This window comes from Cuneatibacter caecimuris (genome assembly GCF_004216775.1).
GTDB classification, from domain to species: Bacteria; Bacillota; Clostridia; order Lachnospirales; family Lachnospiraceae; genus Cuneatibacter; species Cuneatibacter caecimuris.
Window position 1 is genome coordinate 597,753 of the sequence record NZ_SGXF01000001.1, and the last position, 16,967, is coordinate 614,719.

General features: G+C 46.3%; 16 protein-coding genes and 2 pseudogenes. 1 reads left to right on the top strand and 17 read right to left on the bottom strand.

Annotated features, from left to right (window positions below; translation table 11 throughout):
• Positions 1 to 70: 70 nt before the first annotated feature.
• The 3 genes and pseudogenes from EV209_RS17045 to EV209_RS02845 all read right to left on the bottom strand — a co-directional run.
• Positions 71 to 205 (bottom strand): annotated as a pseudogene (locus EV209_RS17045) (GNAT family N-acetyltransferase); the annotation flags it as partial.
• A 35-nt stretch (positions 206 to 240) separates the two neighbouring features.
• Positions 241 to 2,799 carry a hybrid sensor histidine kinase/response regulator gene (locus EV209_RS02840; RefSeq protein WP_130432848.1) on the bottom strand — a complete coding sequence of 853 codons (2,559 nt, stop codon included), beginning with the start codon at positions 2,797 to 2,799 and terminating at the stop codon, positions 241 to 243.
• Between the two features lie 5 nt (positions 2,800 to 2,804).
• Positions 2,805 to 3,167 carry an Hpt domain-containing protein gene (locus EV209_RS02845; protein ID WP_130432850.1) on the bottom strand — a complete coding sequence of 121 codons (363 nt, stop codon included), beginning with the start codon at positions 3,165 to 3,167 and terminating at the stop codon, positions 2,805 to 2,807.
• Between the two features lie 342 nt (positions 3,168 to 3,509).
• On the opposite strand from EV209_RS02845, the gene EV209_RS02850 reads away from it, so the two are divergent.
• The gene (locus EV209_RS02850) at positions 3,510 to 4,973 is read left to right on the top strand and encodes a GntR family transcriptional regulator (protein ID WP_130432852.1); all 1,464 of its coding nucleotides are present in this window, start codon (positions 3,510 to 3,512) and stop codon (positions 4,971 to 4,973) included.
• Between the two features lie 181 nt (positions 4,974 to 5,154).
• Here the strand turns inward: EV209_RS02850 and EV209_RS17050 are convergent.
• From EV209_RS17050 to EV209_RS02920, 14 genes and pseudogenes are all read right to left on the bottom strand, one after another.
• Positions 5,155 to 5,386: pseudogene (locus EV209_RS17050) on the bottom strand (DUF3795 domain-containing protein); the annotation flags it as partial.
• Between the two features lie 36 nt (positions 5,387 to 5,422).
• Entirely contained in the window at positions 5,423 to 6,175 is a 753-nt protein-coding gene (locus EV209_RS02860) for an inositol monophosphatase family protein (RefSeq protein ID WP_130432856.1), read from the bottom strand.
• A 152-nt stretch (positions 6,176 to 6,327) separates the two neighbouring features.
• Complete coding sequence (locus EV209_RS02865) at positions 6,328 to 6,792, bottom strand: VOC family protein (protein WP_130432858.1); 465 nt, start codon at positions 6,790 to 6,792, stop codon at positions 6,328 to 6,330.
• Positions 6,793 to 6,843: 51 nt separating this feature from the next.
• Entirely contained in the window at positions 6,844 to 7,038 is a 195-nt protein-coding gene (locus tag EV209_RS17055) for a hypothetical protein (RefSeq protein WP_330520704.1), read from the bottom strand.
• 482 nt (positions 7,039 to 7,520) lie between these two features.
• Complete coding sequence (gene lysS / locus EV209_RS02875) at positions 7,521 to 9,461, bottom strand: lysine--tRNA ligase (RefSeq protein WP_130432860.1); 1,941 nt, start codon at positions 9,459 to 9,461, stop codon at positions 7,521 to 7,523.
• Positions 9,462 to 9,478: 17 nt separating this feature from the next.
• Complete coding sequence (gene greA / locus EV209_RS02880; protein WP_130432862.1) at positions 9,479 to 9,964, bottom strand: transcription elongation factor GreA; 486 nt, start codon at positions 9,962 to 9,964, stop codon at positions 9,479 to 9,481.
• 99 nt (positions 9,965 to 10,063) lie between these two features.
• Complete coding sequence (gene dusB / locus EV209_RS02885; protein ID WP_130432863.1) at positions 10,064 to 11,053, bottom strand: tRNA dihydrouridine synthase DusB; 990 nt, start codon at positions 11,051 to 11,053, stop codon at positions 10,064 to 10,066.
• Positions 11,050 to 11,391, bottom strand: coding sequence for a DUF6145 family protein (locus EV209_RS02890; RefSeq protein WP_130432865.1), 342 nt, complete (start codon positions 11,389 to 11,391; stop codon positions 11,050 to 11,052). The genes dusB and EV209_RS02890 overlap by 4 nt, the downstream gene beginning before the upstream one ends.
• Positions 11,392 to 11,437: 46 nt before the next feature.
• The gene (locus EV209_RS02895) at positions 11,438 to 12,412 is read right to left on the bottom strand and encodes a biotin--[acetyl-CoA-carboxylase] ligase (protein WP_130432867.1); all 975 of its coding nucleotides are present in this window, start codon (positions 12,410 to 12,412) and stop codon (positions 11,438 to 11,440) included.
• A 1-nt stretch (position 12,413) separates the two neighbouring features.
• On the bottom strand, positions 12,414 to 12,710 hold the full coding sequence (locus tag EV209_RS02900) for a DUF6637 family protein (protein WP_130432869.1): 297 nt from the start codon (positions 12,708 to 12,710) through the stop codon (positions 12,414 to 12,416).
• An 8-nt stretch (positions 12,711 to 12,718) separates the two neighbouring features.
• Entirely contained in the window at positions 12,719 to 13,708 is a 990-nt protein-coding gene (gene argF, locus EV209_RS02905; protein WP_130432871.1) for an ornithine carbamoyltransferase, read from the bottom strand.
• A gap of 180 nt (positions 13,709 to 13,888) precedes the next feature.
• Positions 13,889 to 15,322 carry a cell wall hydrolase gene (locus tag EV209_RS02910; RefSeq protein ID WP_130432873.1) on the bottom strand — a complete coding sequence of 478 codons (1,434 nt, stop codon included), beginning with the start codon at positions 15,320 to 15,322 and terminating at the stop codon, positions 13,889 to 13,891.
• Positions 15,323 to 15,533: 211 nt separating this feature from the next.
• On the bottom strand, positions 15,534 to 16,310 hold the full coding sequence (locus EV209_RS02915) for a TrmH family RNA methyltransferase (RefSeq protein ID WP_130432875.1): 777 nt from the start codon (positions 16,308 to 16,310) through the stop codon (positions 15,534 to 15,536).
• Positions 16,307 to 16,954 (bottom strand): potassium channel family protein, encoded by a 648-nt coding sequence (locus EV209_RS02920; RefSeq protein WP_130432877.1) that lies wholly within the window; start codon positions 16,952 to 16,954, stop codon positions 16,307 to 16,309. Before EV209_RS02920 ends, EV209_RS02915 begins: the two co-directional genes overlap by 4 nt.
• Positions 16,955 to 16,967 lie beyond the last annotated feature (13 nt).

Here is a 16,967-nt window from a genome sequence, read left to right on the forward strand (position 1 = left end):
CCGCCCGATTCAGATATATCAAATACAGCTAATTTCCCATGTTATCACCTCCTCCGTCAATGCAGGGATAATCTTGTTTGTGAACAATACCCCAATGAAAACTTTTTGTGGGTTTTTCCGGTTTTTGAAAAAGCAATTCGGGGTTTAAGTCACTTTTCCCGGGGCGTTTTCCCCAATACTGATAAATGGATCTGTCACCCAACCATCTGCTGTAATGACAGTTTAACCGTCTAAGGTAAATTATGATAAATATCTTTTTAATAAGCGGGTCAGCTCTACCACATCAATCGGCTTTGCTATATGGGCATTCATACCACATTTCAAGCAATGCTGTATATCGTCAGAAAAAGCATCTGCGCTCATAGCTATGATTGGAATAGTTAAGGCATCGGGATGGTCCAGGCCCCGAATCGATTTTGTGGCCTCATATCCTGTCATATGCGGCATTCGTATGTCCATAAGAATGGCATCGTAATAACCCTCTGGTGAACTTTGGAACTTGTCCAGACATATCTGGCCATCCTCTGCCCAATCCAACGCTACCCCTAAATCGGACAGCAATTCTTTCGCAACCTCCCAGTTCAGTTCATTATCCTCGGCCAGCAGAATACGACGTCCGGATAGATCGATATCTTGATTCAATGTCTGGTCATCTTCCGTTTCAATGCCCATATACTGACGCAAAGCATGATACAGAGTGGATTTAAAAAGGGGCTTGGAAATAAAACCACTAATCCCCGCTTCACGGGCCTCCGCCTCAAATTCACTCCAGTCGTATGCGGAAATCAGCAGAATCGGTACGTCATCTCCCAAATTACGCCGGATTTCTCTTGCTACCTGAATCCCATTCATGTCTGGCAGTTTCCAATCTAATAAAATGATTTGATAATCATCTCTCTTTTTATGGTGTTGAATTACCTGCTCTATCGCCTTTTCTCCGCTTAATGTCCATTCAGCTTTTATTCCGATAGATATTAGTGCGTCCGTGGCTGTCTCACATAATAATTCGTCATCATCAACCACCAGCATATTCCACGAGGGAAGAACCATATCCATTTCCACTGCAGCCGCCTTTTCAAAATCAAACGTGAGAAGAAACTCGGTACCTTTATCAGGCTCACTTTTTATATCAATGACTCCTTCCATTGCATCCACAATGTACTTAGTAATCGCCATTCCCAAACCGGCGCCCTCAGTTTTATGTATCCTGGCCCCATCCGCACGGCTATAGGATTCGTATATTTTTTTCAGGAAATCTGGCGACATACCAATTCCGTTATCCTTGACCTTGATATGAATTCGGACATAATTTTCACCTTTCGGGGATTCTTCTTCAGAAAGGGATAATTGTATCGAACCGCCCTCCGGTGTATATTTCGTTGCATTTGATAAGAGATTTAATAAAACCTGATTTAAGCGGATGCCGTCGCACCACATATTTTCTGTTAAGATATTTTCAACATGTATGTCAAAAGTTTGCTTTTTTGTCTTAACCTGTGGCTGCATAATATTAACAATTCCTTCAACAACTTCTTTTAATGAAATTTGTTCTGTTGTTAAAGCTAATTTCCCACTTTCAATTTTAGACATATCCAAAACATCATTGATCAGCCCTAATAGATGTTTACTCGATAATGTAATTTTTCTAAGGCAGTTCTGTACCTGTTTCCGGTCATCTATGTGGGTTGTGGCAATGGCAGTCATGCCCACGATAGCATTCATGGGTGTACGGATATCGTGGCTCATATTTGCTAAAAATTCACTTTTGGCTTTGTTCGCTTCAAGAGCCGCCTGCCGGGCTGTCTCCAATTCATGCACCTGAGAACGGGTTATGGAGAAATACCGAAGAAAAATCAATGTAAGAATAATCAAAACTGAAGCACAGGATAATAGTGTCATAAATATACGCTGGCTGCTCAGATTATTTATGGCATCATCCAATATACTATAAGGCATTACAGATACTAAATACCACTCAGAATAGGGTAATGAGATACCGTATATTTGCCGTTCTTCGCCCTTTACTTCAAATGTCATAGCAAATTCCTGGTGATTTTTTAGTGCGGCACCAAATTCTTTAATAGAATTATCAACAGATAACTCATTGGCTGTAGGATCAAGCTGCTTTTGTAGTTGTTCAAATAGATGCCACAACTCCGTGTTGGGGTTCTGTATAACAAAACTACCGTCTGGCCTGATAATATGATAATACATCATCTGCCCATCGCCCTCTAAGGAAAGGAAATCAGTAATATATTCCAGAGGAACGGCTGCAATCAGGCCAGTACTCCTATCTCCATTGTGCATCGGGTAAGCAGCGTCAACGCCAAACAATACCACTTCTTTACCATCAGCATCAACGCCCACAGCGACTCTTTGCTCCCCCTGTAATAATGCTTCAACAAAAGGTTCTGGATTAAGCGGCTGTATGGATTGTCCATAAAGTGTCTGAAAATCCCCCTTAGCAGAACAAAGTGCCAAATAGTCAAAGCCCCTGACCTGCGTTCTGTAAATAAGTTCTTCATATAGACTCTCCCTATCTTTGCTATCTGTTGAGACAACAGAAACAACGCCGCTGACCTGATCAAAACGTAATTTAATCACAGTTTCAAAATGTCTGGACATCTGTTCATTCATTCCGGACATATAAATATTCCCTATTTCATAAACAGTATTTTTACTTTTCCGGCTCATATAGACTCCGAGCAGACTGAAAATAATAATACTGAATATCAAAAGCCCAATGAAACTGCATATTAGAAAACGTGTTGTAGAATTCTTTTTTTCACTGTTTTCCATTGATGTTATTCCTCCCTGGAACTTTTAAACTCGTTAATAGCATTAATTGTTTCATAGTAATCCATTGATAATTTCGGAATCATATCGATCGCCGTATTCCAATCGTTCTCTTTTAATGCTTTTGTAACCATATTACTGCTCTCAAATAATCTGGTAAAAGCAAGATTTTGACAAATCCCTTTCAGTGTATGAACGGCTCTCAGAGCCTCTTCATAATCCTTATTATCCATAGACGTTTCAAACAAGTGAAAGCTTTTATCGTCCAAGAATTTGTAAACAAATTTCTGTACGATTTGTTCACGCCGCAGTCTGCCCAATACCTCATCAAAATCACCGCCAAATTTTATATAACAATCTTTTAGATTCATGATCACAATTTCTCCTTTTTAAATGCTGTCTGTACTGCCCTCTATCTCGTTCAGAAAGCATATCGTCACCTGGTTTTTCACTTTTTTTGATTGATACATGATATTGTTATTCCATAATATCCACTAAAAGAGCGCGATTCATTTCTGACTAGTCCGCAATTTACATTTTTTGTTTTTCCATGATTCATAAACTCTTTCCAAATAATTTTACCTTTATATTATAAATGTCATCCTTACATACTGGCAATATACATATTGGTAAGGTGTGCAAATAGGTTTGCGTTTTTTAATGCTGACAAAATGGATTCATTATGATATAATCAGGCAGATAGGAGACGAGTTATGAAACCACAAGAAACAAAATTTTCATTTGTATATAACGAAATTAAGCAGAGTATTTTAGATGGGCAGATACCTCATGGAAATGCCTTGCCGTCTTCAAGAATGTACTGCGAACAATTCCACGTTAGCAGATATACGATTAACCGCGTTTTTGACGCATTGAGGGAAGAAGGATTAATTGATATTCAGCCTCGTCTTTCACCGACTGTTGTTTCAACAAAAGATATTTGTAATTCCTCAAACACTGTTTTTGAGATTTTAAAACAAAAGGAAGGGATTTTACAGGTATATCAAACTTTTGCTCTAATACTTCCTTCACTTTTGGTTTTTGCATTGCAGGGATGCGATGTGGAGGTACTGCCTCACTATAAAAAGGCAGTGAAAGCATTGCGTTTAGGATATACCGCCGGTGGATGGCGTCCTCCCTCTAAATTAGGATATGATATATTAAGAATAGGCGGTAATTCCCTATTCAGCGAACTCTATTCTACGTTTGGCCTTTATAACAAACTTTCATTTTTTACAGAAGAATACACTTATTTCTCTAAGCATTTTTTACAGGAAGCTGTACCTGCATCCAAGGCCATTCCAGATATTTTAAAAGGCCATGATCCACTCATAAAGTACAACCTGCTCTCAGATATGTATCAGAAACTTACAGATTTCATTGAAAATACGTTAAATCATCTGTCAGAGGACACTCCCCTATGCCCTTCACAAACTAGTTTGAAGTTTTCGTGGAATCCCATGCGTGGTCAGGATTATTGTTACTCAAAAATTGTTGATGACCTGAATCTAAAAATCGGCCTTGGAGAATATTCTGTTGGAATGTTCCTTCCATATGAAAAGCAACTGGCCGGCCAGTATGATGTCTCTATATCCACAGTCAGAAAGGCTTTGTCAGAACTTGAACAAAGAGGCTTCGTAAAGACATTAAACGGTAAAGGCACTATAGTGATAGAACCCGATAGTACAAAACTTCATCAGCTGGCTCTTAATTCTGGTTTTGTAGAAAAATCACTACGTTACCTTCACGCCCTGCAGCTAATGGTGCTAATTATTCGCCCGGCCGCTTTAGCTGCAGCTCCACAGTTTACTGGTGAAGAGCTGGACGAGTTGACAGATAGATTTACTTCTTCTGACTCTGTTTATTTGGCAGATATTTTGGAAGCCATAATGAAACATACCACGTTAGAGCCTTTATATGTTATATTATCTGAAACCAATCATCTTCTTGAATGGGGGCACCATTTTGCTTATTATCCGTCTAAGAAACATGCACTTTCATATCTCAACAAGCAAGTCGTTCTTGCGCTCCAACAGTTAAGGAAAGGTAATGCAGACTCCTTTGCGGATGGCATAGCAGATTGTTACCGTTACAATTTGGTTCGTATGAAGAAGCATATGGTAGAAAAATATAGATTTCGTAATGTAGCTAATATTCGGGTTCCAGAAAAATACTAGTGCTGTTGTACTAAACTCGCAAGCAATCCAACCTCTTCTCCATCTTCAAGAGCAAAAATAATTTCATTTGTGTTATCCTCAATAAAAACGAAAGTTGTCAGATTGTCCGAAGTTTCTAGATAATTTGATGTAGTCTCATAAACAATCTGACATCTTTCCATGTCCAGACAGCCACCGCATGCCGTCACATCTTTTTTCAATGCATACTGACGAATTCCGCAAAGGCTCTCGAAGAATACAGTTTTAATTCCATCAACACAACATCCTTCGCAATTGATATATTCAGGCAAAATGGGAGCATTATTTAACTCTGCCCACCGTTTTGCAGTTTTCTCACGCAACGCCTGATCATCATTGATTGTTGCAGGATATGCGTTACATTTTCCACAATCCAGCCCACAGTATGCAATCATATCATATACTTTTCTCCGAATGCTGTTTCTTACCCGTTATATCAACTTTAGCAGTTCTGTATGGATATATCCGTTTGTTCCCACAACGCTGCTGCCTTTCCTCGGATCAAGGGGATTCCCCGTAAAATCGGTCACTTGACCGCCAGCCTCCTGAATCAACAGCAAGCCGGCAGCATAATCCCAGGGATTCAGATATATCTCGAAATATCCTCCCTGTCTGCCACAGGCGGTATATGCCAGTTCCAGAGCGGCAGAACCAATCCTGCGGACATCCTGGCACTGGCTGAACACTCTGCGGAACCGGGCAAAGTTTTCATCGGCCAGCTCCCTTTTTGCTGTTCCAAGTCCAATCATCGTGTCGGATAGTTTTTCTGCTTTTGATACATGTATGGGCTGTCCATTTAGGAAGCTGCCCTCCCCTTTAACCGCTGAAAACACTTCTTCATGGAAGGGGTCATACACGATCCCCATAACAATTTCCCCCCGGCGGCAAAGGGCTAAAGATACAACACTGTGTTGATAATCGTGCATAAGGTTTGTAGTCCCGTCAACCGGGTCTAAAATCCAAAAACTATCCGCTTTCATTTCCTGCAAACCGGTTTCTTCCCCAAGAAACTGAATATCCGGTGCAAGGGCAAACAGTTCCTTCTTTAAGAAATTTTGCACGGCAATATCTACCTGCGTTACATAGTCTGCAAAACCCTTTTCTTTCACATGAGCAGCCATTTCACGGTTCTTTATGAACCCCTGCGTCTTTGTTACTAAGCTGATAATTTTCTGAACATCCATATTCGTTTCCTCCGTCAGCCACAATCACTGGTTACAAAATATCATTAGAGTTTTTGCAACAGAAGCTTCTTAATATTGTTACTTTTCAGCTTTAAGAAACAATCCTTTACACACCTCCGAAAATATAAATTTGTTTATTCACCTGCCGTACATTAACTATTCAGAAGTTTCGTTAAGTCCTCTACGGAAGCATCCATTTTCACAGAAACCGCTTCCATGGCCATGCCGGAATTAAGAAAACGCTTTATTACCATTTTCATATCCTCTCCAACCTCAATGATATGGCCATCCAAATCGTAGAACCGGATCACCCGCTGGCCCCAGCTATGTTCGACCACTTCTCCCAAATATTCAATTTCCGGGTATTCTTTCAGCTTGTTCAGGAAAGTGTCAAAGCCCTGTTCCTCAAAAACGATTTCCGCATTGTTAGATTTCTTTAATATCTTTTCTTTCGGCAGATTCACAAGCCAGTCAAAATCCTGCTGCAATGCCAGGCCGCAGGTAAAGACGATGTTCTTTCCGTAATCCTGAAACACCTCTAATCCAAACAGATCCTCATAAAATTTTCTCGCGGCGTCTATATCAGCCACAGATATAAGCATACATACGTGTTTCATGCAATTGCTCCTTTCAAACTGTGGTTTCCAGTTTTCATAAAAGTTGATTGATTATTTATTATACCATAGAGCAGCCTGTACCTCCTCTTTTTTATCTCCGGTTTTGTCCTGTTTTTGTCCAAGTTTAGCCCTATCGGTATTTCCCGCAGTTCCTTCCGAAATTAGTGCGTAAAACAAATCTTCTAACTTACCGCCTTTTTCCCGACCGTCATGCACTGCAATTACACGGTCTGAATGTTCCACCATGTAACGGTTGCGTTTGGCACAGGCTGTTCATCCGGTATATCTCTGTGTCCTGTGATACAACAGGTCATTTCTTCCATTAGGTTTCTCAGTTTAATAGATTTAAATTTGTATCCACCATCATTATTATGAGTTTATTTTTGGATCCCAAATTAATGGCATATATCCCCGGCATTATAAAAAAACTGAACAGCAAGAAGTAAAGCGCTCACACGGATTGGCTGCTTTTTCTTATTATCTCTTCTGTATTCCTAAATCCATCCTCAGAACATTCTATATTCATACACCATCGGCTCATACATCAAGAAACCGAAAAGTACGAAGGAAAAAAGGAGAAGACGATCCCCTAGAGAATTCCGGCTAAAAGAAACCCGAATTCTATGGGATTGTCTCCTCCCTGGCTGTCAGAGGTTAAAAATCGGTATTAACCGGCACCCCCTTAATAAATCTTTGATATAATACTGATTTTTTCTTGTAAATGAAGATCAGTACAGTTTCGCTCCTGCCGGAATGTGATCATCCACCATCAGCAGGTGAAGCCCTTCTTTTCCATCTTCTTCATGCACCGCAGAAATCAGCATACCACAGGAATCAATTCCCATCATTTTACGAGGCGGCAAGTTTACAATGGCGATTGCAGTCTTTCCAATCAGCGTTTCCGGCTCGTAATACTCGTGGATTCCGCTTAAAATTGTGCGGTCCGTTCCTGTTCCATCATCCAGTGTAAACTGAAGCAGCTTCTTGCTCTTGGGAACCGCGGTACATTCTTTAATCTTTACTGCACGGAAATCAGACTTGCTGAAAGTCTCAAAATCTATCATTTCTTCGAACAGCGGCTCGATTTTCACATGAGAGAAATCAATTGCTTCCGCCATTTTATCGGCATCAGCACAGGCTGTTTCAGTCACTGCCTTTTCCGCCTTCTTCGGAGTATCTGACCCGCCAATTGACTTCATTGTGGGGAACAGCAGCACATCCCTGATTGCAGGAGAATCTGTAAACAGCATGATCATCCGGTCAATTCCGAAACCGATCCCGCCTGTAGGCGGCATCCCGATTTCCAGGGCATTCAGGAAATCCTCATCCGTATGGTTGGCTTCTTCATCGCCCTGGGCCAGCAGCTCTTCCTGTGCTTTAAAGCGCTCTCTCTGGTCAATGGGATCATTGAGTTCAGAATAAGCGTTAGCCATTTCCCACCCGTTTATGAACAGCTCGAAGCGCTCCACATATTCCGGGTTCTCCGGCTTTTTCTTCGTCAGAGGAGAAATTTCTATGGGATGATCCATAACAAAAGTAGGCTGAACCAGATGTTCCTCTACAAATTCCTCAAAAAACAGGCTCAGGATATCGCCCTTTTTATGGCGTTCCTCATAATGAATCCCCTTTTCATCCGCTGCCTTTCTTGCTTCCTCCAGGGTATGGATCTCGTTCCAGTCAATACCGGTATATTCTTTCACCGCATCCACCATGGTCACCCGCTTAAAAGGCCCGGACAGGTCTATTTCAAGATCGCCGAAATGAAGCGTGGTGGTTCCCAGCACCTTCTGAGCCACAGTGCGGTACATGTTCTCTGTCAGATCCATCATGCCGTGGTAATCTGTATAAGCCTGATACAGCTCCATCAGCGTAAACTCCGGATTGTGGCGGGTATCCACGCCCTCGTTGCGGAATACCCGGCCGATTTCATATACCCGCTCCAGACCGCCTACAATCAGGCGCTTCAAATAGAGCTCCAGGGAAATGCGCAGCTTTACATCTTCGTCCAAAGCATTATAGTGGGTGGTAAATGGCCTTGCCGCAGCTCCTCCGGCATTGGATACCAGCATGGGCGTCTCCACTTCCAGGAAGCCCTCGCCGTTCAGATAATTCCTGATCTCCCAGATGATTTTAGAACGTTTAATAAAAGTATCTCTGGATTCTTCGTTCATAATCAGATCCACATATCTCTGGCGGTAGCGCAGATCTGTATTGGTCAGGCCATGATACTTCTCCGGAAGGATCTGCAGGCTCTTGGCCAAAAGCGTTACTTTCCTGGCATGCAGAGATATCTCGCCGGTCTTGGTGCGGAAAGCAAAGCCCTCCAGGCCCACAAGGTCGCCGATATCCATGCGCTTGAATTCTTTATATGCTTCTTCTCCCAGGTCATCTCTCGTTACGTATGCCTGAATATTTCCTGATACATCCTGCAGGTTGCAAAAAGAAGCCTTTCCCATCACCCGCTTGCTCATCAGCCGGCCGGCTACAGAGAAATCCCTGCCTTCATTCTCTTCAAAATTATCCTTAATCTCTGCCGTATGAGCTGTCGGCTCATACTTTGTTATCTGAAAAGGGTCCTTCCCCGCCGCCTGCAGCTCCGCCAGCTTATCCCGGCGGACTTTGAGCAGCTGATGAATATCCTGTTCCTTTGTCTGGTTCTGTTCTGCCACGTTGTACACTCCTTCTGTCAGCTCACTCTGATGATTTCCAAAACGTTGTATTCCATCATTCCGGCCTGGGTTTCCACTTCCACGGTATCCCCTACTTTGTGGCCGATCAGCGCGTGGCCTACAGGAGACTCGTTTGAAATCTTATTCTGCAGGCTGTTAGCCTCTGTGGATCCCACCAGATAAAACTCTATTTCTTCGTCAAATTCTTTATCGTACAATTTCACCTTACAGCCAATGTTAATTTTGCCCAGGTCGATCTCATCTTCCACCACGACCTCTGCATTCTTCAGAATCTTCTCCAGTTCTTCTATCCGCGCCTCAATGTCGCGCTGTTCATCTTTGGCGGCATCATATTCCGCGTTCTCGGACAAATCTCCCTGTTCCCGGGCTTCCTTGATCTTCGCAGCGACTTCTTTTCTTCTGTTCACCTTCAGATCCTGCAGCTCGTCTTCCAGCTGTTTCAGGCCTGCATAAGTTAAAATATTTTTCTTTACATCCGCCATTGGTCATTTCCTCCTGAAAATATGTCCCTGACATTCTGTTTACCGGGTACATTCAAAGTATTATAGCTGAAACCCGACTGTCTGTCAACCCTCGCGCATTCAGGTTTTCCTGACATTTTCCGCGTTCCGGCCCACCTGCTGTACAAGCTGTTCCAGATCAGCCATGGTTTCCAGCTCATTGCACTGCCTTCTGACCGCAGCGCTGTGAGGGAATCCCGCCGTATACCAGGCAATATGCTTGCGCATTTCCCGCATTCCCTGATATTCCCCCTTATATTCCGCCTGCAGCCTGCCGTGACGAAGCATCATTTCCTTCACCTCTTCCAGCTCCGGCTCCACGGGCAGTTCCCCGGCTATAAGAAAACGCGCTGTCTGGCCGCAGAGCCAGGGGTTCCCTCTGGCCGCCCGCGCCACCATAACACCGTCGCAGCCGGTCTCTTCTATCATCCTCTTCGCATCCTGGGGCGAACAGATATCGCCGTTGCCGATTACCGGAATGGAAACTGCCTCTTTTACCTGCCTGATAATATCCCAGTCCGCTTTTCCTGAATAATACTGCGCCCTGGTCCGCCCATGCACTGTAATGGCGGCCACCCCGCAGCTCTCGGCAATCTTTGCGATTTCCACAGCGTTCACATGCTCCTCGTCAAACCCTTTCCGGATTTTCACTGTAACCGGCTGAGGAACTGCTTTCACCAGGGCTTCCAAAATCCTTCCTGCCAGTACAGGATTTTTCATCAGGGCGGAACCTTCTCCATTGTTCACTACCTTTGGCACCGGACAGCCCATATTCAGATCAAAGATATCATATGGGCCGCCGGAAATCCTTTTTGCCATTTCACCGACCATATCAGGATCAGAGCCGAACAGCTGCACGCCCACCGGACGTTCTTTCTCCGAAACCTGAAGCAGCGCATCCGTATTCCTGTTATGATAATAGATCGCTTTAGCGCTGACCATTTCAGTATACAGCAGCCCGGCTCCCTGTTCCCGGCAGAGCACACGAAACGGCAGGTCCGTCACTCCGGCCATAGGCCCCAGCACCACCGGATTTTCCAGCGTCAGGCCGCCTATTTTCAGCGGCTTCACGGCAGATCCTCCGGCTTTTTTCCGAGAACGAATACCTGATAATATAATTCCAGAGCTTCCAGCAGCTCCTGTTTTTCCCGGCGCAGCTCACCGATTTTCAGACCTCCGCTGATTTCATCATATAAATAGTCGGAATCATCCGCCTGGGTGCGGAAAATCAACTCTCCTTCAGGCGTGAATTCCAGCGTAAGAACTCCGCCCACTTCTTCCGTATAGAGCACACACATGATCTGCAGCTCCTGGCGCACCTGCTCCGGAAGCCCGGAAAACTGCTGATTCAGGTAATACTTCTGTTCATATGAATTGGCTCCGCAGAGCACCAGATTCTCCTGTTCCACATCTTCCTCCTGTCATCAGGGACACGGGCCCCTTTTCTTCTCGCGGTTACACATATCCGTAAATTCCACGGACAGACACCTCACCGGAAAGAACAGTATGAACTCTGCCCTCTCCGTCCTCCACCAGAAGCTCGCCGCTTCTGTCAATCCCTCTTGCCGTCCCCGTCCAGGGCTGCGAATCCAGCACCCGGACCTGACGGCCCATATTGGCAAGGCGGCGTTCATAAACCTCCTTTAGTCCGCTCATGTCCTGGGTCCGGACAAATATTTCATAATATTTTTCAAATGCCTTCATGGTTTCAGCGATCAGAACGCTGCGCTCCACCTTTTTGCCCTTTAAAATGCGCAGAGAAGATGCTGCAGCTAACTCTTCCGGAAAAGCTTCCTGATTCGCGTTAATCCCGGCCCCGATCACTACATAGCGGATGCCGTCCATATCGGCGCTCATCTCTGTTAAAATCCCGCAGAGCTTTTTCCCTTCTGCAACCACATCATTGGGCCATTTGATCATTGTATCCAGGCCGCTCACCCTGCGGATGCCTTCTTCTACTGCCAGAGCCATCACCAACGTCAGCATGGACGCGTTTTGAGGCGCTATTACAGGGCGCAGCAGAATTGTCATATAGACAGCCGTGCCTGCTGGAGAAGACCAGTTCCTCCCTCGTCTGCCTTTTCCTCCGGTCTGTTCCTCCGCTATCACCAGCGTTCCGTGAGGAGCGCCTTCTTCAGCCAGCGCCCTGGCCCTGGTATTGGTGGAGTCCGTGATCGGAAAATACCGGATATTCCGCCCTGCCCAGGCCGTATCCATCTGGCTCAGGCAAGCCTCCTCTGTTACCTTATCCGGGCGCGCAACCAGGCGGTACCCCCGATTGGGCACCGCCTGAATTTCATATCCTTCTTCCTTCAGCTTTTTAATCCATTTCCAAATTGCAGTCCGGGAAACTCCCAGCTTTTCACACAGCTCCTGTCCCGACAGATAGCCTTCCGCTTCCTGCAGCAGCGTCAGAATTCTGGTTTTCATTTTACCTCCAAAGCATAACCAAACTGATCATAAAAGTCAAAGCCATGATACCGCCGAAAATAAAGTGCATCCAGGCCCGGGCCCACAGCTTTTTTTCACCTCTTCCGCTCCTCAGCCTCCTGACGCCCAGCCAAATATTCATTCCGGCCGCCAGTCCAAAAACAACCGGGAACGACCATGCGTAATCTTCCTGATATAAAAATGCCAGAGCTGCCACAATAACGATCAGCACCGCACAGATTACCTGCATTCCTTCTGCCATCCTTCTGCGGCGGTATATCCGGTTTCTGTTCTCCATATGCATTATTACTCCTGCAGCGTAGCTGCCATAACCGCTTTAATGGTATGCATGCGGTTTTCCGCTTCGTCAAACACCACCGACTGCGGCCCTTCAAAGACTTCATCCGTCACTTCCAGAGCCTGCATCCCGTATTTTTGTCCCACTTCTTTTCCTACCTTTGTTTCCCAGTCGTGAAAGGCAGGAAGGCAGTGCATAAAAACCGCCTTTTCTCCAGCCAGCTCCATCACCCTGGAGTTTACCTGGTACGGGGACAGAGCTTTGATCCTGCGGGCCCACTCCTCCTCCGGTTCTCCCATGGACACCCAGACATCCGTATATATCACGTCAGCCCCGGAAGCCCCGGCTTCCACATCCTCTGTAAGGGTTACACTGCCGCCGGACTCCCGGGCATACCCGCAGCACAGCTCCACCAGTTCCCGTGAAGGATAATATTCTTCTGCTGTGCAGGCCACAAAATGCATTCCCATTTTAGCACAGGCAATCATCAGGGAGTTTCCCATATTATATCTGGCGTCGCCCATGTAGACCAGCTTCACACCTTTAAGACGCCCGAACTGTTCCTGCACCGTCAATAAATCCGCCAGCATCTGCGTTGGGTGATATTCATTAGTGAGGCCGTTCCATACAGGAACGCCTGCGTATTTCGCAAGCTCTTCTACAATTTCCTGGCCATAGCCTCTGTATTCAATACCGTCGAACATCCGCCCCAATACTCTTGCAGTATCTTTAATGCTCTCTTTTTTGCCGATTTGGGAGCTTGCAGGATCCAGATACGTAACCTGCATTCCCAGGTCATGGGCAGCCACCTCAAACGCACATCTTGTTCTGGTGCTGGTCTTCTCAAAAATCAGGGCTATGTTCCTGCCTCTCAGATTATCGTGGCGGATTCCCTGCTTCTTTTCTGCTTTCAGCCTGGCGGCCAGCTCCAGTAATTCCCCTATCTCACCGGGGGTAAAGTCCTTCAGTGTCAGAAAATGGCGTCCTTTCAGATTCATCCCTGCTCCCTCCTCATTTCTCATCCAGCTGCATTAACTATTTTTCTATTCTAGCTTTCCTCCCTCTAAAAGTCAAGTTAATACTGTAAAGTAAGAAGCAGATTCCCCCCGGAGGGTTTTGTTGCATGCAACAAAAAACAGCCCCGGCATCCCGGGGCTGTTCTCGCTCATGTACTCATATTATCTTTTCTTATAGAAGCAATTGCCATTTACCAGAATATATTTCACATACAGGCCGGGCTGTGCTTTTCTCTGACTGCAGAAATACATGTAGTCATCGATATTATTCACGCCGGCGCAAGCCTGATCCACCGCGTTGTAAGAAGCGGCTGAAATTCCTGTCGCAAGCGCTTCGGCCACCGCGCCGTTGCTCACGCAGGTGAACTGGTAAGGCGCATACAGCACCCCTTCCAGGGTCCCTCCCCAGATTCCGCTGCGAAGCCGGTTAAGAATTACATTTGCCACTGCCAACTGCCCTTCGCAGGCTCTGGAACCGGCCTCCGTCTGAACCACCGCCGCCATAAGCGTGCGCTGTTCCGGCGTCAGGCTCACCGGAGCCGCCTGGGTATAATTCAATGCAGTCTGTTGATTCCCGTTTATCACCGGCTGGGACGGGGTTTGTGTGGACGGCTGCGTCTGCGGCGGAGCAGTCGCCTGAGTCTGCTGTTTTGCAGCCTCTTCCTGACGGGCCGCCTCTGCTGCTGCCTTCTGGCGCTGCGCTTCTTCTGCCTTGCGGATCGCCTCCATGGATTCGGCATATCCCAGATCAAATCTCACAGTCACATAAGGCGCGGATAAATATCCGATGGTATTTTCATTATACTGAATCCCTATCCAATCTTCTGTGACTTCGGCTACAGGGTAAACCTGACCGGGCAGCGCCATATCGATAATTGTGGAGGTGACTGATTTCTTTTGGCGGATATTCATGCTCGCTTCAGAATTGACAGCCGCCACCATCTGCCCAAAATTGTTTTCCTCCGATGCCTTCAGCGCATCTTCACCGTAAAGCAGACAATCTGAAAATACCCAGCCTTCCACCGAACCGGATTTCATTCTGGTCCAGCCTCCCTGCTGCTCCAGCACGGTTCCGCCGTCCCCGGGATAAAGCCTGCCCAGCACTTCTCCGGAAGTATCCGGCACCGCGCGCATATTCAGATATGGTTCTGCTTTGGAAGGATCGGCCAGGGCCAGCTGATCAAACATCTTTTCTTTCTCAGACCGGGCGTCTTCCTTCTTTGTATCTTCTTCTGCTGCCTTCCCACTGGTGGAAGACTCTCCTTCAGTCTCTTTCGTTTCCTTTTCAGCCGCAGTTGTCTCTGTCTCTTTAGCCTCCGGTTCGCTGCTGCCGGTCAGATCAGCTAAAGAATTTCCCTTTATCTTGGTTGTAGACACGAAATACTGAAATTCTTCTTTTGAAGCCAGTTCTAATTCCTGTACGGCCAGCAATTTGTCATCCAGCCTTCTAAGGCTGTCGGAACTGAACGCCTGACGCACAGTTTCATCAGAAGAAGTACCCGTACCACCTGGAAGCACATTGATGCCGACCACTGCTGCCATCATTGCCAGACCGGCGGCTGCGCCTCCTATGATACACTTACTTTTCGACTTCATTTCCTACCTCCCATTATGCGGGACAGGAAGATTTTTCCTATCCTCTTAAAACTCTTGCAACGTTTGTTACAATTTTGTTACAGAGATATTATACCAGTCTTAACAACTTTTGTCAACCCTTCCCCACTAAAGGCGGTTTTCGACCTTTTTTTACACGTCCAAAACCCATTTTCCACAATACCTTGTGGGATTGAACAGATTTTTTACATATTTATGACTTTTTCCTTCTCTGTCTTGCTGCTTCAAATACCAGCACCGAAGCCGCGACAGCCGCATTTAATGACTCAACCTTTCCGCACATGGGAATTTTAATACGGGCATCTGCCAGAGCTGCTGTCTGCTCACGCAGACCGGAAGCCTCGTTTCCGATCAGAAAACCGCAGTTTTGACAATAATCCGGGCCGTCATAGTCCACAGCCCCCTGCAGATGGGCGGCATACAGCCTGACGCCCTTTTCCTTCAGCCATTTCAGCCCGCCTTCCAGATCCTCAGCCGTCACAAATGGAACACGAAAAACAGCCCCCATCGTCGCACGTACTACCTTGGGGCTGTAGATATCCACTGTATTTCTGCTCATGATCACGCCGGTCACCCCGGCAGCTTCCCCGGTGCGCAGCATTGTTCCGAGATTTCCCGGGTCCTGAATATTCTCCAGAACCAGAAGCTGAGCCGGCCGGACAGAGAGCATGTCCTCAGCCGTATACCGGTACTGTTCCGCCACAGCCAGCACCCCCTGGGGAGTCTGAGTATCCGAAACCTCGCGGAAAACCGCATCCTTTACTATTTCACAGCCATATTTCTCTATCAGTTCCTCATGCCCGGGCACAAAGCTTTCGGATACAAAGCTCTGCCGGATGCGTTCCCGGGGCAGCTCCAGAAACATTTTGGGGCCTTCCACAACAAAAGCCCCCTCTTCCCTGCGGAACCTGGATTTTTTTTGAAGCTGCATCACATATTTCATCTTCGGATTCGCGCTGCTGGTAATCATGCGTACAGCCTTTCCAGCGCGTTATTGTCGCCGACAAGAATAAATTTGTCCTCTGCGCTGAGAGTCCGGTCAGGGTCCAGCTGCATTTCCACCTCGTCTCCGTTTTTCCGGGCAATGACGTTCAGGCCCTTTTTCCTGAGATCCAGCTCCCTCAACGTCTTTCCCGCCCATCCCTGAGGGGCCAGAATCTCAACCATGCTGAACTTGGACGAAAGTTCTATAATATCAATGAAATTACCGGACAGGAAGCTCTTCGCCACCCGTTCGCCCATGGCCTTTTCCGGAAAAATAATCTCGTCCACTCCAAGCTTCCTGAGCACTGTTGCATGGAGCTCGCTGCGCGCCTTGGCCATCACATACGGGACTCCGGATTCTTTGGCGATGATTGTGGCCATAATGCTGGTTTCCAGATTAGCCCCGCTGGAAATCACTACCGCATCCAGATTGTGGATCCCCAGCGCCTTCATGGCGTCCGGATCTGTCACATCGGCGCGCACAGCCATTGTCACATGATCAGCCACTTCCTGTACCTTATCCTCCCGAATATCTACAGCCATCACCTCTGCGCCATTCTTTGCCAGCGTGACAGCCACACTTTTTCCAAAATCCCCAAGGCCAAAGATGCCAAATGCTTTTCTCGTCATAATCTTCTCCTAA

Coding starts and splice junctions, on each gene's coding strand:
- EV209_RS02840 (WP_130432848.1), bottom strand. CDS start 2,799: ATGGAAAACAGTGAAAAAAAGAATTCTACAACACGTTTTCTAATATGC.
- EV209_RS02845 (WP_130432850.1), bottom strand. CDS start 3,167: ATGAATCTAAAAGATTGTTATATAAAATTTGGCGGTGATTTTGATGAG.
- EV209_RS02850 (WP_130432852.1), top strand. CDS start 3,510: ATGAAACCACAAGAAACAAAATTTTCATTTGTATATAACGAAATTAAG.
- EV209_RS02860 (WP_130432856.1), bottom strand. CDS start 6,175: ATGGATGTTCAGAAAATTATCAGCTTAGTAACAAAGACGCAGGGGTTC.
- EV209_RS02865 (WP_130432858.1), bottom strand. CDS start 6,792: ATGAAACACGTATGTATGCTTATATCTGTGGCTGATATAGACGCCGCG.
- EV209_RS17055 (WP_330520704.1), bottom strand. CDS start 7,038: ATGGTGGAACATTCAGACCGTGTAATTGCAGTGCATGACGGTCGGGAA.
- greA (WP_130432862.1), bottom strand. CDS start 9,964: ATGGCGGATGTAAAGAAAAATATTTTAACTTATGCAGGCCTGAAACAG.
- EV209_RS02895 (WP_130432867.1), bottom strand. CDS start 12,412: ATGAAAACCAGAATTCTGACGCTGCTGCAGGAAGCGGAAGGCTATCTG.
- EV209_RS02900 (WP_130432869.1), bottom strand. CDS start 12,710: ATGGAGAACAGAAACCGGATATACCGCCGCAGAAGGATGGCAGAAGGA.
- argF (WP_130432871.1), bottom strand. CDS start 13,708: ATGAATCTGAAAGGACGCCATTTTCTGACACTGAAGGACTTTACCCCC.
- EV209_RS02910 (WP_130432873.1), bottom strand. CDS start 15,322: ATGAAGTCGAAAAGTAAGTGTATCATAGGAGGCGCAGCCGCCGGTCTG.
- EV209_RS02915 (WP_130432875.1), bottom strand. CDS start 16,310: ATGATTACCAGCAGCGCGAATCCGAAGATGAAATATGTGATGCAGCTT.
- EV209_RS02920 (WP_130432877.1), bottom strand. CDS start 16,954: ATGACGAGAAAAGCATTTGGCATCTTTGGCCTTGGGGATTTTGGAAAA.